Origin of the sequence: Mycolicibacterium monacense, from assembly GCF_010731575.1 — a bacterium.
Classification (GTDB): domain Bacteria; phylum Actinomycetota; class Actinomycetes; order Mycobacteriales; family Mycobacteriaceae; genus Mycobacterium; species Mycobacterium monacense.
In genome coordinates this window covers 5,492,676-5,507,123 of sequence record NZ_AP022617.1, presented here as the reverse complement: position 1 = coordinate 5,507,123, position 14,448 = coordinate 5,492,676, and the positions used below count along the sequence as shown (strand labels likewise).

13 protein-coding genes are annotated in these 14,448 nt (G+C 63.1%); 6 read left to right on the top strand and 7 right to left on the bottom strand.

Annotated features, from left to right (window positions below):
* Window positions 1–143: 143 nt before the first annotated feature.
* Both G6N49_RS26425 and G6N49_RS26420 read right to left on the bottom strand, forming a co-directional pair.
* Window positions 144–662, bottom strand: coding sequence for a hypothetical protein (locus G6N49_RS26425; protein WP_234786935.1), 519 nt, complete (start codon window positions 660–662; stop codon window positions 144–146).
* A 3-nt stretch (window positions 663–665) separates the two neighbouring features.
* Entirely contained in the window at window positions 666–962 is a 297-nt protein-coding gene (locus G6N49_RS26420) for a hypothetical protein (protein WP_011562211.1), read from the bottom strand.
* A 717-nt stretch (window positions 963–1,679) separates the two neighbouring features.
* On the opposite strand from G6N49_RS26420, the gene G6N49_RS29305 reads away from it, so the two are divergent.
* Window positions 1,680–2,240, top strand: a complete 561-nt coding sequence (locus G6N49_RS29305) for a hypothetical protein (RefSeq protein ID WP_041309918.1) — start codon at window positions 1,680–1,682, stop codon at window positions 2,238–2,240.
* A gap of 38 nt (window positions 2,241–2,278) precedes the next feature.
* Here G6N49_RS29305 and G6N49_RS26410 read toward each other — a convergent pair whose 3' ends face one another.
* Both G6N49_RS26410 and G6N49_RS26405 read right to left on the bottom strand, forming a co-directional pair.
* Window positions 2,279–2,470: a hypothetical protein gene (locus G6N49_RS26410; protein ID WP_225503733.1), complete on the bottom strand. Its 192-nt coding sequence runs from the start codon at window positions 2,468–2,470 to the stop codon at window positions 2,279–2,281.
* Between the two features lie 747 nt (window positions 2,471–3,217).
* Complete coding sequence (locus tag G6N49_RS26405) at window positions 3,218–3,931, bottom strand: TetR/AcrR family transcriptional regulator (protein WP_011562214.1); 714 nt, start codon at window positions 3,929–3,931, stop codon at window positions 3,218–3,220.
* A 158-nt stretch (window positions 3,932–4,089) separates the two neighbouring features.
* Between G6N49_RS26405 and G6N49_RS26400 the strand changes: the two genes are divergently transcribed.
* The 5 genes from G6N49_RS26400 to G6N49_RS26380 all read left to right on the top strand — a co-directional run bounded on the left by G6N49_RS26400 (window position 4,090) and on the right by G6N49_RS26380 (window position 11,627).
* Complete coding sequence (locus G6N49_RS26400) at window positions 4,090–4,545, top strand: PaaI family thioesterase (protein WP_221221718.1); 456 nt, start codon at window positions 4,090–4,092, stop codon at window positions 4,543–4,545.
* Window positions 4,542–5,213, top strand: coding sequence for a TetR/AcrR family transcriptional regulator (locus tag G6N49_RS26395; protein WP_011562216.1), 672 nt, complete (start codon window positions 4,542–4,544; stop codon window positions 5,211–5,213). Before G6N49_RS26400 ends, G6N49_RS26395 begins: the two co-directional genes overlap by 4 nt.
* A 75-nt stretch (window positions 5,214–5,288) precedes the next feature.
* Window positions 5,289–5,717 carry a DUF6188 family protein gene (locus tag G6N49_RS26390; protein ID WP_011562217.1) on the top strand — a complete coding sequence of 143 codons (429 nt, stop codon included), beginning with the start codon at window positions 5,289–5,291 and terminating at the stop codon, window positions 5,715–5,717.
* Between the two features lie 93 nt (window positions 5,718–5,810).
* A complete protein-coding gene (locus G6N49_RS26385; RefSeq protein WP_011562218.1) occupies window positions 5,811–8,879 on the top strand; it encodes an MMPL/RND family transporter in 3,069 nt (1,022 codons plus the stop codon).
* A gap of 705 nt (window positions 8,880–9,584) precedes the next feature.
* Window positions 9,585–11,627 carry an ATP-binding protein gene (locus tag G6N49_RS26380; protein ID WP_011562219.1) on the top strand — a complete coding sequence of 681 codons (2,043 nt, stop codon included), beginning with the start codon at window positions 9,585–9,587 and terminating at the stop codon, window positions 11,625–11,627.
* Between the two features lie 284 nt (window positions 11,628–11,911).
* Here G6N49_RS26380 and G6N49_RS26375 read toward each other — a convergent pair whose 3' ends face one another.
* From G6N49_RS26375 to G6N49_RS26365, 3 genes are all read right to left on the bottom strand, one after another.
* The gene (locus G6N49_RS26375) at window positions 11,912–12,211 is read right to left on the bottom strand and encodes a hypothetical protein (RefSeq protein ID WP_011768395.1); all 300 of its coding nucleotides are present in this window, start codon (window positions 12,209–12,211) and stop codon (window positions 11,912–11,914) included.
* Between the two features lie 436 nt (window positions 12,212–12,647).
* Complete coding sequence (locus G6N49_RS26370; protein WP_011562221.1) at window positions 12,648–13,754, bottom strand: protein kinase domain-containing protein; 1,107 nt, start codon at window positions 13,752–13,754, stop codon at window positions 12,648–12,650.
* A complete protein-coding gene (locus tag G6N49_RS26365) occupies window positions 13,751–14,242 on the bottom strand; it encodes a hypothetical protein (protein WP_011562222.1) in 492 nt (163 codons plus the stop codon). Before G6N49_RS26365 ends, G6N49_RS26370 begins: the two co-directional genes overlap by 4 nt.
* Window positions 14,243–14,448 lie beyond the last annotated feature (206 nt).

Here is a 14,448-nt window from a genome sequence, read left to right as displayed (position 1 = left end):
GTGAGCATCTACTGCGGCCGCGGTCGCAGTCGCCAGATGACGTTGAGCCGCAGCCCTGCCTTCAGATTCTTCGCGCGTGGTCGGCCATACGTCAGGCGCCACGATAAAGCGTGAATAGGTGCGAGCAGGTAGCGAAGCGGCCATCAGCCGGCTCCCGCTGCTTCGCAGACAGTTTCAGCGGCCTGGAGTGCACTCGAATACCGATCGATCATGTCGTTCGAAATCGAAGCGGGTTCGCGCCGCAAGTCAGCATCGACGACAGCGACAATCGACTGCCGAACGTCAACGAGCGCATCAATTATCTCTCGTGGTACCTCTGGACCCAGCCGAGTTTCCAGATAGTTCAACTCTGCACCCACCGCGCTGAAGTAATAGCCCTGTACACCGAGGCTTTGCGATGACTCCCAGTCATTGGCCCGGTCGACTCGATCGATAAACGCGCCACGCGCAATCCCAACACCGCTCTTGAAATTCCCGAGGCCGGCACACGCCTCAAGTGCTGCACCCTGCTTCTCCGCTGACTCAACAACAGACGTAGCTGAGGTCGCCGGCGTCGGCGAGTGTTCAGCCTGCCCACGCATGGAGGTAGTGAGACTGACGGCGAGCGACACGATTGCAGCGGCAGCGCCAACAACCGCGAACGGAAATGCCGCCCTGCTCACAAATCACTCCACCACGGCGCGAAGTTGTGCGGCGTTGGATTTATCAATGACGACAAGGGAATTAACCGCTGCGGCCGCTGTGGCGCTCAATGCTTCAACCCGCAGGAGCAGCCCCGCCGCATGACCCCGCTGGGCAGCGACAGAAGTGAAGTCTGCGAGGCCAGCTGCGGCGTCGATGATGGACAGCCTGCCTGTGGCGACCGGACCGGCAGGTTCGACAACCGAGGCGTCTGCACCCGCCACGCCAGCGGCTGCGATTTCACCCCAGGCGGTGGCCGGCTGCAGATCGAGACGTTCCATGGGGCATAACGTACCGCTTTCCAATAACATTTCGCCACAGCTGAGCACATATCCGTACGCGACATATTTGCAGTTCATAGCGCTGATCTGCAGCTTTGAGCAAACAATACATTGGTCGCGGCGTCATGTCCGGAATGCTTGTTTCCGGCCGCGCTCTTCTAGATGTGCGGATCCAGTCACGACGGAATCGATGCCGCCTTTTCGCGTCGGGCTCCTCGTGGGCGGCCACTATGAATCGAATGCACGCGGACACCGAGTGCGTGCCACCTGACGGACAGCAAAAGTCAGGGCACATTAATTTCGATTCGGATAGACCGCTCTGGCGAGTTCGCGAGCGACCTCGAAGGTGCTGCGGTCCAATTCTTTACGCCGCGCCCGTTCAGCGACACTCGACAACAAGATCTTCATGGCGTCGGCGTTGTGGAGAGCCAGTTCGACCGCTTCGCAGACGGAACGAATCTCCGAAGCAGTGGCGCCATCGTGCTGTGTCCGCAGTTCACTGCCGCCAGCAGCACGAGGAACCTCGACGACGCGAATAGGTTCTCCATGGCGCTGGGCGGCTGTGCGTGCTGCTGAGGCGTCTCTGCGGCACGTGTCAGAGCAATAACGGCGCGGACGCCCCCTCCGAGACGTGACTTCAGGATCCAGCATGACGGCATCGCAACGGACGCACCGAGTTGGATCGAACGTCGAGTCGCTATCTGCTCCCATCGACCGATGATCAACATCAACTGCGCTGTGGCTTCGCAATGTTGCGCCGTTCGCGCCCAGGCCGCCGGCATTACGGGACTTGGTTACACGCTGCGCACCGCCGTCACCGGCACGCGCTCTGCGGAGCACATTCTGAAGGTCGCGAGCACCGACTTCAGCGAGATCGGCGATCGATGCAATAGTTTGACCGCGGTCCCTCATCCGCCCGATAACGGTTTGCAGGTTGACGAAGTGGCTCATGCGCTTGCATGCCGCATCCCTGCGGACGTTCTCAGTCACTTGATCGAGTCGCACACTCTCCCAAGCATCAACGGCTCCCACTCGCTGCAGCAGCACACGAATCGAGGCGGCATCGTCTACGTTTGCGCGTGCATCGCTTGCGCGCTTCTCGTTCGCCCTGCGCTGCGCTTCTCGCGCACGCTGGCGCGCCCGCAACTTGTCGCTTCCGCTCATGGACGCAAACGTAGAACAGGCCGCGAGTTATCGTCCACCACCGCAGCCACATTCGCGCGTATCGCGGATGCCTTTCTCGATATCCAGCTTCACGAACGCCGCAACGCCGTGTAGACCCTCAGAGTCACCATCAGCAACGAGCCGTTGGACTCTCAGTCGTCGACGCTTGGCGCGCCTTCTCTGCGGCCGGTGTAGTTGTCGCGCGCCGCGTGCCTTTCTGCGTCGGCGACGTCAGCGTTGAACGTGGCGGCGAAATCGGCGTACTTGGCATCAAGCAGATGCTCGTCAGGCGCCGCGGGGTGCACGGCGACCGGTCGGGACTCGTTGGATGGACGTGACGCCATGTCTCCAACGATAGGCAGCCGCTGCTCCGCCAACGAACGGGGTGCGCCAAGTTGATGGGGCATCGGGCCCACAGAGCACCCCGCAGGCCTCTTCGCGATTGCGAAACTGTTCTCGCGCAGTCCCCAGTAAGCGTCACAAATCCTGGCATCTCTTTAGCCCGACGGCTGCTTTCCCCGCCTGACTCCGATAGCTACTCCTCCTGCCATCCGCACCGCGACCTTCGGCCGCCCCCGGTCCGAACTCGCTGTTCAAAGGCACGACCCACACACCTCTTGCATTCTGGGCGGTGATCCGCTGATTTTCGACGGACGAAATTCGTTCTCCGGCGCACGCGGCCGAGGTGGCCGGCGTGAATGCATGTACCGCTCGAACCCGCTGTAGCTAGACGCCGTGGTTCGGCACCGAGATTCGCACACCGTGGCCCACTATGGGCATCGAGAGTCGTCGGGCAGTCGGAATCCCTCTGCGGGCACGTCAATGGCGCAACCTGCCACACGAAGTCGGCGCACCGGCGCTGGTGAACCCGGCGCCCTATTTCTCGGTCAAGACGGCTTGCGGCGGGGACGTCCCGGGCTGTCTACGGGCGGATCCTCCGCCGATATGGTTGACGTCCCGGCAACTATTCAGGGATCAAACCGTTCCGTTGTCGAACGTACTTCTTGCCTGCGATCGGAGTTGGGTTAAACAGCTCCGCCGTGTGCATTCAGGGTCGCTGCGGTTGCCGACAGAGCCGCCCCGTGCCGGTATCAGGTGACTATCTGTCTAGACGGACGGCGCGCCCCGTCCGACCGCCGCGTGCTCCTGGGCTTCACCCGGTCGCCGCCGTCTTCCACGATTTTGCGGTGGGCGGCGAGGAAATCGTCGACGATGTTCGCGCAGTCCTTGTGGGTTACGGTGCGAATCCCGGTCATGCGTGCGAAGGCCAGCGGGCCGACGAGTTGGCACAGCGCCAATTCAAGGTCGAAGTCGTCGAGTTCGGCTCGAGCTTTATCGCCGTTGAGTAGCGCGTCGAACGGTTGTCGGTACTGGTCGACGACTCGGGCCCGCAGAGCCCCGGATGCGTGGCGATCGTCGGTCTCGTCTTTGGCGCCGGTCGGCCCGAGTGAGAGCCATGCCAGGGTGGTGACGTGCAGCGGGGCGTCGTTGAACAGGGCGGCTTGGCGGCTGAGCAGCTCAATCAGTTGATCACGCAGGGAACCGCTGGTGGGTGCCGGTGTGGTCACCTGCGGCAGTAGCCGCTCGAACGTGGCGGCAAGCAGATGCGACGAGCTCTGAAAATGCCGATAGAGGGTGGTGCGGGCAACCTTGGATGCTTTGGTGACGGCATCGATGGTGACGGCCTCGACGCCTCCGGTGCTCAGAAGTGTTGCGGCAGCGTCCAATAACCGGTTGCGTGACCGTATCCGCCGCGGGTCGATGTCGTCGTCATCGTGCAGGGATGGCTGACTGCTGTCGCTCACGGGGTCACCTCGGCGGTCGATTTCAGGCGATGTCGCGCACGACAGTCTAGCAGTTGTGGTACCAAGAGTATCGCAGCGAAACTAGATGTACCGGGAGTGTCCTCGTGCCAGAAACTGCAGTACCGTCCGAACGGCTACCTTCGCACACCCCGACGTGCATGGGGTGCGGCCCGGCCAACCCGCACGGCCTGCATTTGGAGGTCCACCGCAGTGCGGATTCGGTGTATGCCGATGTTACGTTCGACGAGCGTCACATTGGAGCCCCAGGCTTGGCGCATGGTGGGGCGGTGGCCGCCGCCTGCGATGACGTGCTGGGCTTCACGTTGTGGATCGCCGGTACGCCGGCGGTGACGCGCACGCTGACGGTGGAGTATTTGCAGCCAGTGCCGTTGCACCAGCCCCACCGGATCACCGCGCACATCAGCGCCCGTGAGGGGCGGGCGCTGCATATTGCGGCGACCGGGACCTGTGAGGGGGTCACCCGGTTCACTGCGAGCGCAGTGTTCGTTGTGGTCGACACCGCGCATTTCGCCGCTCACGGCGACGTCAGCGGTTTCGGTGAGATCTTCGAGCAGCTCTCGCGCCGCAGCGGCGTCAACGGCCAAACGCCATGAGTGTCGCCAGCACTCGCGTGAGCAGCAATCCCGCACAGAATCAGGGCAGTTCAGCTGCCGACCAGGTCCACGCAGCTGAGGTGCCGCGTTCGCGTGCCTCAGCGCGTCGCCGCGAAGCGATCATGGATGCCGCGCTGGCTGTTGCTGCCACGGGCGGTTACGACGCGGTCCACATGCGGACAGTCGCCGAGCGAGTCGGTATCGCCGTGGGCACTCTATACCGCTATTACCCCGCCAAAACCCACCTGCTGGTGGCAGCGCTGACCCGAGAATTTCAGCGCCTCGACGTCTCCGGCGACTGGTCAAGCGGTGCCGGCACACCGCAACAGCGATTGGATCGACTGACCGCCCACCTACACGACCGGTGGCAGCGCGACCCGCTGCTGACCGACGCCATGACCCGGGCCTTCGCCGTTGCCGACACCCGCGCCGCTGCGGAGCTCGACCGCGCCGCCGCAACGATCGAAATCCTGCTGGCCCGCACCCTCGGAGGTGGCGAGCCGACACCGGCAGATCTGTGTGTCGCCGGCGTTATCTCCGACATCTGGCTGGCCAACCTCGTTGCCTTCATCAGTGGGCGCGTGTCGGCAGCCGATACCCGCGACCGTATCGACCGGGCCACCCGCAGAGTCATCGACAGGGCGGCCCCGAGCACAACCGCACCGTAACGCTACTTCTGGTATCGCAGCGATACCTGTCGTACTCTTCAGGTACGGCTCAACGATGCGTCGAAGGAGAAGGCCATGTACACCCAATGGATTGAAGACTGTGTCGTGCAACGTGTCTCTGTGCGCGACGGCTTGGTGTTGGACCTTGACGACTACAACGAGGTCGTGATCTCGCGCCCCTTGCTGCTCACCCTGCCTGCGGCCGGCCGCTTTCCCACCGAGGCGGTACTCATCAACCCCTTGCGGATCTCGGTGCATGAGCGCCCGCTGCTCAATCTGGCCGGCGCTGTGTGCACCCAGGCCTGGTCTGGTGACGACGGAGGTCTGCATCTGGCCTTCTCCCGTGGGCACCGCATCGACGTCGATCCCGACGAGCAGGTCACCGCATGGGAGCTGTACGGAAAGCGACATGGATACATGGCTTGCCTACCTCAGGGGCGAGTCCGTGTGGTCCGGCACGACATCCCCGACGACGACGACGCCAACATCGTGAACCGACGATAGGCCCGCTCCAGCTGGCGCCGACCAACTGCGAACCACTTCGCTACATGCTGTAGCGTAGCGATACTGATAGTATCGTCGACCAGGGGAGGTTCGGTGACCGACCGCACGACAGGCTCCTCGACAGCACCTGCCGCCCCAACTCGCCGGCGTGACAGCCCTTCCGCCGATCCCCCACACAGCCGCGAGTACAGCGCCCGGCTGGCGGCGCTGGGCCGATTCACAGTGCGGCACAAAGCACTAACCATCGGGGTGTGGATCGGCGCCGCCATCATCCTGGCGCTGCTGTTCCCCCAGTTGGAGACGGTGGTTCGGCAGCAGTCGGTGGATCTGATACCGCGCGACGCCCCGTCCCTGCAGACGGTGGAGCGGATGAGCACGGCCTTCGGCGAGCAAGGGTCGAAAACCGTGCTGATTGTGGCCATGGAAGATCCTGCCGGGCTGACCCCTGCGGCCCAGCAGCGCTACGACCGCCTTCTGGAGCGGCTGCGCGCCGACAGTGAGCACGTGTTGCTCGTGCAGGATCTGCTGGCCGATCCGGTCACGAAAACCCAAGCCGTCAGCGCCGACGGCAAATCGTGGTATCTGCCGGTCGGAGTGACCGGCACGCTGGGTGACCCCACGGCCGCCGAGTCAGTCAAGGCGGTGCGTGACATCACCGCCGAGGTGTTCAGCGACTCCACCACCACCGCGCACGTCACCGGACCGCCGGCGACGTTCAGTGACATGATCGCCTCCGCCGAGCACGATCTGCTGTTGATCTCGATCGCCACCGCCGGCATGATCGCCCTGATCCTGCTGATCGTCTACCGGTCGGTGTTCACCGCACTACTGCCGCTGCTGGTCATCGGACTGAGCCTGGCCGTCGGGCGCGGCGTACTGTCCGCGCTCGGCGAGATGGGTATGCCGGTGTCCCAATTCACCGTCGCGTTCATGACCGCGATCCTGCTCGGCGCCGGCACCGACTACACCGTGTTCCTGATCAGCCGCTACCACGAGCAGCGCCGCGCACAGGTGCCGGCGGATCAGGCCATCATCCACGCCACCGCCAGCATCGGCCGCGTAATCCTGGCCTCAGCAGCCACTGTCGCACTCGCCTTCCTGGCGATGGTGTTCGCCCGCTTGAGTGTGTTCGCCGCCCTGGGCCCGGCGTGCGCCATCGCAGTTCTCTTCGGTTTCCTGGCCACAGTCACCCTGCTGCCACCAGTGCTGGCGCTGGCAGCTAAACGTGGCATCGGTGAACCCAAATCCGATCGCACCCGTCGCTACTGGAACAGTGTCGCCGTGGCGGTGGTGCGCCGCCCGGTGCCGCTGCTGATCGTCAGCCTCGTCACCCTGCTCGCACTGTCCGCGGTAGCCGTGACCATCAAAATCAGCTACGACGACCGCAAAGGCCAACCTGCCACCACCGCCAGCAACCAGGGCTATCAGCTGCTGGACCGCCACTTCCGAAAAGACGTCGTCATCACCGAATTCCTCGTCGTCGAGAGCCCCACCGACATGCGCACCGGCAAGGGACTGGCCGACCTCGACGAAATGGCGTCCCGCGTCTCCCAGGTTCCCGGTGTCACCAAAGTCTCGGGTGTCACCCGCCCCACCGGGGAACGCCTCGATCAAGCGCAACTGGCCTGGCAAAACGGTCAAATTGGAGACAAGATGGCCGGCGCAGTCGCCGACGGCAACGCCCGCCGAGACGACCTCACGAAACTCACCGACGGCGCCGATCAACTCGCCGGCGGACTGGCCCAACTCGACACCACCGTGCGCACCGCCCTAGCCCCCCTGGCGGGAATCCTCACTCAAGCCCAATCCGCTGGCACTCAGGTCAACCAGTTCCGACCACTGCTGCAACAACTGTCAGCGACCGCCCCTGCGGTCGATCAGGCCATCCAATCCGGCCCAGGACTACGCCCCCTGGCCGACCAGGCACAACACGCGATCACCACTTTGGAGCCGCTCGTGGGTGCCCTCAACACCTCGCCGTGGTGTGCCACCACACCCCAATGCGCCCAGATCCGCGACCAAGTACAGATCCTGATCACACTGCGCAACAGCGGATTCTTCAACCAGATCGCCGACCTCGGCGACCGCTATGACCCCGCCAGCAATGCCACCGTCGCCGGAACACTCACCAACGTCCAGAACGCCGTCACCTCGCTCGACAAGGCCTTCGGGGCCCTCGGAAACCCCGCTGACCTGGCTGGCAACCTGCGCCGCCTACAAGACGGGATCGGCCAACTCGCCTCCGGCGCCCAAGCGTTGGCCACCGGTGTGCGCACCCTGGCCGACAGCAACATCGACATGCTCTCCGGGATGAGCCAGATCGCCACCCAGCTACAAAACTCCGCACGCGCGGCCCAGGACTCCGACTCATCAAGCGGTTTCTACCTGCCCGCCAACGCCTTCGAGAACCGCCAATTCACCGACGTCGCCAAGCAATTCCTCTCACCCGACGGCAAAACAGCACGGTTCATGATCGAAACCAGCCACGACCCCTACAGCGTCGAAGCCATGGACCTCGCCAACCGCATCACCAACACCGCCAACACCGCACGGCCCAACACCTCGCTTTCTGACGCCACCGTCTCTGTCGCCGGCTTCCCAGCCGTCAATTCCGACATCCAACGGCTCCTGTGGGCAGACTTCGCCCAACTGGCCCTCGCCACCACCGTCATTGTCGGCATCATCCTGGTGCTGCTGCTGCGCGCACTACTGGCACCGATCTATCTTCTCGGCACCGTCCTGCTCAACTACCTCGCCTCGATCGGATTCGGCGTCCTGGTATTCCAATGGATCTTTGGGCAGGAAATCGCCTGGCCCGTACCACTGTTGGCATTCATTATCCTCGTCGCCGTCGGAGCCGACTACAACATGCTGCTCGTCTCCCGACTACGCGAAGAATCCGGAAGCAACATCCGCGTCGGCGTGCTGCGCACCGTCGCCAACACCGGCGCCGTCATCACCTCCGCCGGCCTCATCTTCGCCGTCAGCATGTTCGGCCTCATGGTTGGCTCGGTGGCCATCATGATCCAAGCCGGCCTCATCATCGGATTCGGACTACTGCTCGACACCTTCCTCGTACGCACCCTCACCGTGCCCGCCATCGCCACACTCCTACGCGAAGCCAGCTGGTGGCCCACCAAACCAAACACCAGCACAACCTGAACACCGCTTCGCGCCGTCGCCCATACGCGGGAAGTCAACAGGCATACGAATCAAAAAGGTGGCGACCGGCTGCCAACCAAACCCGTCAGCGTGGAATTCGCCCCGCCCGAATATGACCCCTACGCCAGTACAGCAGGCCGCTTATCGACGGACGATATTGCGTCCACACCCAATCGGGCACTGCGCAAGACACTGTTCTGCGAGGATTGCGAGGGCAATCAGCGGCATCGGTCCTTGCATTTAGAAGGTGCTCGTGGCCGGCGTCGTTGTAAGGGCGGTGCCGCGGAGTTCGTTATCGCAAGGGTCGCCCGCAGACATGAGCGGTGCAGCGATGCGATGGGTGGCGTCTGAGTCCTGGAAATTCGGGATTGACGGAAATGTTGACGAAACCGTCCGCCAGCAGCTGCTGTTTAACCGATACGCGGCGATGACCGCACAGCCGGGCGACTGAGTCCGAGTCGGACACCGAGGTTGACCACTGATACATCGGCACCTGGAAACTTGGCTCTGTTCACAGACGCAGATATCCACTGCCGAGGCAGCGTCGCTCCGGCGACAGCGATGTCAGTGCGGAGCTGTCGGCCATCAGTGAGACGATCACGATTGCGCCAGACATGCGCCAGGGTTTGGACCCCGCGGCGATACCCCGCCGGAGGCTGAACTCCGCCTATAGGCTTAGGCGCTCGACTGAGGTAGGGGGACACCATGGCACTGACCACCTCGCTGGCGGGTCGAGTCCGGAACACAAGCCTGCCCAAGAGTCACGCCCTGCTACCGCTCCTTGAGGCGATAGTGAACAGCATCCAGTCGATCGACGCACGGCCCAAAGACCCAAACCGTCCAGGGCGGGTCGACGTGAAGGTGCACCGCGACGCCCAGGCGGAGTTTGACTTCGGCGCCGCGGGTCCCGGTCGTGCTCCCATGAAGCCGATCGTCGGATTCACCGTGAAGGACGACGGCGTGGGATTCACGTCGGCGAACCTCTCCTCGTTCGAGACCCTGGACAGCGACTATAAGTCAGACCTCGGCTGCCGTGGCGTGGGACGGCTCCTCTGGCTCAAAGCATTCGACAGGGTATCGGTGCGCAGCACGTACGAGGACGAAACCGGCACACTCCGGGGTCGCCAGTTCAGGTTCTCGATCGACCGCGAGGTTGAGGACGACGGCGATACGGACGGGTTCACACAGCCCGGAGCTGAAGTGCACCTCGATGGGTTCAAGAAGACGTTTCAGCAGTACGCGCCGAAGGGTGTCGATGCCATTGCGCGTGAGGTGCTCGAACACTGCATCTGGTACTTCCTCCGGCCCGGAGGCGCGCCCGTGGTGGTGGTCGCGGACGACGACGAGGCGGTGTCCCTGGCCGACCTGATGGACGAGTTCGTGGACTCAAAGATGTCGTCGTCAACAATCGAGGTCGAGGGGCAACGGTTCGACATGCTGAACCTGCGCCTCAAGCCTTCCGCGCGCACCTCCGTCCCTCGCCTCCACTGGTGCGCGGCGAGCCGTGTCGTCATCGAAGAGAACTTGAACGGGAAGGTCCCAGGGCTTCATGGCAGGCTCAAGGACGGGGAGTCCGGTGAGTTCGTCTACGCGTGTTACCTGACGTCGGGCTACCTCGACGAACGCGTTCGGTCCGACCGGACGGCGTTCGATATCGCCGACCGTATTGAGGGCGACCAGCTCGGCGACGACCTCGCGCTGGACGACATCCGGGCTGCCGTGCTCCAGGAAATCGGGAACATGCTGAAGGAGCCGCTTGATTCAGCCCGCACACAAGGCAAGCAGCGGGTCCACGACTTCGTGAGCACACGCGCCCCGCGGTACCGGCCGGTGCTGGCCAGGATCGAGGAGCGCGGCATTACGGTCGACCCCTCGGTGAAGGATCAGGACCTCGAGCTCCAGCTCCATGGGCATCTACAGAAGATCGAGGCGGAAGCGTTCGTGCAGGGCCAGCAGATCTCCGCAGAGGCCGATTCCGAGCCGGCGGAGGATTACGCGGAACGTCTTGCTGCGTACCTCAGCACCGTCAGCGAGATCAATCAATCTGACCTGGCCGCATACGTGTCACGCCGCCGGACGGTACTGGATCTACTCGCGCGTCTGATCCGGGCGGACACGGACGGGAAATACAGCCGCGAAGACGCAATCCATTCACTGATCATCCCGATGCGAACGGAGTCCAACGACATCGCCACCGACGCGTCCAACCTGTGGATCATCGACGAGCGACTTGCCTTCCACGACTACCTCGCCTCTGATAAGACGCTCAAGAGCATGCCGATCACTGGGGACGAGTCCACCAAAGAGCCCGACATCCTCGCGACGCGGCTCGTCGACTCACCTGTACTCGCAGCTGAAGGAGAGAGACTGCCCCTGCCGTCGATCGTTGTGGTCGAGATCAAGCGCCCCATGCGCAAGGACGCCACCGAGGACAAGAACCCGATACAGCAGTGCCTCGACTACGTGAAGAGGGTTCGCGCCGGTGGTGTACTAACGGCGACCGGGAGGCCGATCCCGCCGACTCAGGACCCGCCGGCGTTCTGCTACATCGTCGCGGACCTGACGGACAAGATGATCGAGCGGTGCGAGGTCTCCAACCTGCGGCCGACCCATGACGGCCTCGGATACTTCGGCTTCAACGACAACGCCAAGGCCTACATCGAAGTCATGAGCTTCGACGGGCTGGTCAATGCGGCGACCGAGCGGAACCGCGCCTTCTTCGACAAGCTGGGCCTACCCTCGAGTTGACGACCCTGTAGCCCACGGTCGGGCGGCACCAGCTCTCACAGGCCATCTCCAACGATCCGTCAAACAGACGGATTCGGATGCGTCGTCGGACTCCAAGGACGGCGACACACCATCGCGTCGGTTAACTGGCCGCCGCGAACTTCTCTTGGCGGGCGTTCAGTTGGCGTCGAGTGCGGCATGGGCGCGTTGAAAAGACGGCTCGGGGGATTAGGTGGGCACTCACGCGAACTCGATCGAACCGCAACTAAACATCACCGCGGCATCGAAATCATTGATCCGGCCAATCATTGCTCGGGGTACCGGGACGCGAGCTCCTCAGCCCACTTCCAGGCGTAGCTCTTGTTCTTGCGGAAGCGAACCTTGTTGGCTACCTTTGGTATCCGCGAGATCAACTCCGAGGCTTCAAGATCCCTGATCGGGTCTTGAATGCTGCTCAGATACTCAAATCCCAGTTCGTCAGCGAGCTCGGAGAGGGCGAATTCTTTCCCGCCGCGGGCAATTCCCACCATCACCGACAGACGATGGGCCTGGCCGAACAACACGCGCGACAACTGCCGCAATTCGTTGCTTTCAGCCAGTGACACGGTTAGATCGTAACTGCAGCAATAACTACGCGTGACGCGTAACGCGTAGTAACTTTGAGCGCATGGACCAGCCGCTTCTGACCCCGAATGCGGTCGTACTGGTTGCGGTCGACGCCCTGCGGCGACACGCCGAACAGGTCGGCGCTGAATTACGCCGAGATTCATGGATTCGTCAAGCACTCATCGAGGAAGTGCTGCAGGCGCTTCCCTCCGGCCTTGCTCAACGGGCGTTACGCCGGTTAAAGCCTGACAGTCGCGGGGTAACCGAATCAGCCGCCGATGCCGTCTTCGACGACTTGACGCTGAACGGCTGGCTCGTCCCGAGAGGCGTGAGCCCTCAAGCAACGTGGGAAATCGACAGGAGCCGGCGGGATGAAATCGATGGATTGTCGGCGGCGCTCACCGAGTCAGAGCGGCGAGCAGTGGAGCGAGCAGCTCAGCGGACGATGGCCCTATCTGTCGCCTGGTCGAACAAGCTACGGGCACGGGATGAATCAAGAGCTTCGACATCGAGGTCGGCCAAGCCATAGCGGCGCCATCCATTGCCGCTGTTGATCTGCGTCGATAGACGGAATCCGCCCTTGCGTCGCTGAACGGCCTCAACGCGGACGCGGCGGCCGCGGTGGTGGCGGAACGGCGCTTCCCATCGAAGCGTGTCGGTCTCCGCCCAGTCGATGACACGGGCTCTAGACAGGGCATTGTCCATCTCGCTTGCAGTCTGAAAGCGTTGGCCGGGAACAGAATGCAAGGACTTGTTCAGGATTCGACGCAGTGATCGCGATGCCCAGATGGGGTGGCTACGCTCGGCCATCGACAGCGGAGAGACGCCTCGCAGCAGACGACGCACGACGTCAGACTTAGGGTACGCGTCATAGTCGAATCCGCCTTTGAGCAGCTCGAGCAGCACGAGCCCCATCGGATACAAGTCGCTTGCCCGGGTAAGAATGCCTGTTCCGACCAGTTCGGGCGGGCTGTACAGGGTGGGGATGTCCAGTGCCGGGGTGCGCCCGTCCTCGCCGATGCGGCCTGCGCAACCCAAGTCTCCTACCCTGGCGAGGAATTCGTCCTCGGTCAACAGGATGTTGGGGCTCTTTATGTCGCGGTGCAGGATGCCATGCACCTCGTGGAGGTGTCCCAACCCGCGCAATGCGGCTTGCACGATGCGTACTGTTTCCGTAGGGCCGAATCGCTCGCCGCGGATGAACGCGTCGGTCAGGCTGCCCCGTTTGTAGTACGGGGTGACGATCTCGATCACCCGCATCGGTTGCGGAAAGCCGTCTACAACCGGCGCAGCGAGGATCGGCACCACGTGGTCGTGCCGAATCTGTCGCAGGATTGCTGGCTCCGGCAGCACGTCATCGAGATTTGAGAGGTCGACCCGCTTTCCGACCTGCTCGCACTGCAGATTCTCATCCCACCAGACGCGCACCGGGTTGGAGCCTTCGGGCAGCGTCTGCAGGCACTCGAAGGCCAAACGGAGTGGACGGGAACGCTCGAGGCTCGGGATGTTGGGTTCACTCGGCATCTGAGCAGGCGCCGTCACGTCGTGCCTCCGACCAATGTGTAGGCAGCGGCATACGCCTCAGCCAATCCTGTCGTCCAGAACCTCGGCCGTTGGTCGAAGCCCAGCACGGCGAAGTTGAATGTGCCGAGCGACTTCGGTGGGCAACTGACCGCCGTTCCAATCGTCTCCGTGGTCAGGGTTTCATAGCCGACATTCAGCTCAGCGGCCGCGAACATGACCGCGCAGATCGCTGTTACCCGGGCGTAGACCTGGTTGTACTGCAGATTCCTGAACGCGCGCGTATGGACGAGCCCCACCGCATCTACCCGTGCGGCCTGGAGTTCCTGTTCCACCCGCTTGGCGAGGTCGCGGAGACTCTGCGCTTCGGGCAAGTCTGCAGGCGTCAGCTTAGGAGTCGTAACGGGCACTGGCGTCGCCGGTCCTTCATCGGAGCGTTCCACGACGGCCAGCAGCAGCGTCCCTGCCTCGACGTTGAACCCCGCAGCCCGCACAGATCTATTGTCCATGCCGTCAACCGCTCCGTGGTGCCGACTGGCTAACGAAATGCCACCGTGTTCTGGTCACCGCTCGAGCGAGTAGATGCTGACACGCCACCCCGGCGGGCGCGATCATTCATCGGAAATTTTGATCACTGTCGCGGTAGACGCGACCGCCCTTACTACTAGGAGTCCGGCTTGAGCGGATTGCTTCGACGTGTACGTACGTCTCGCAC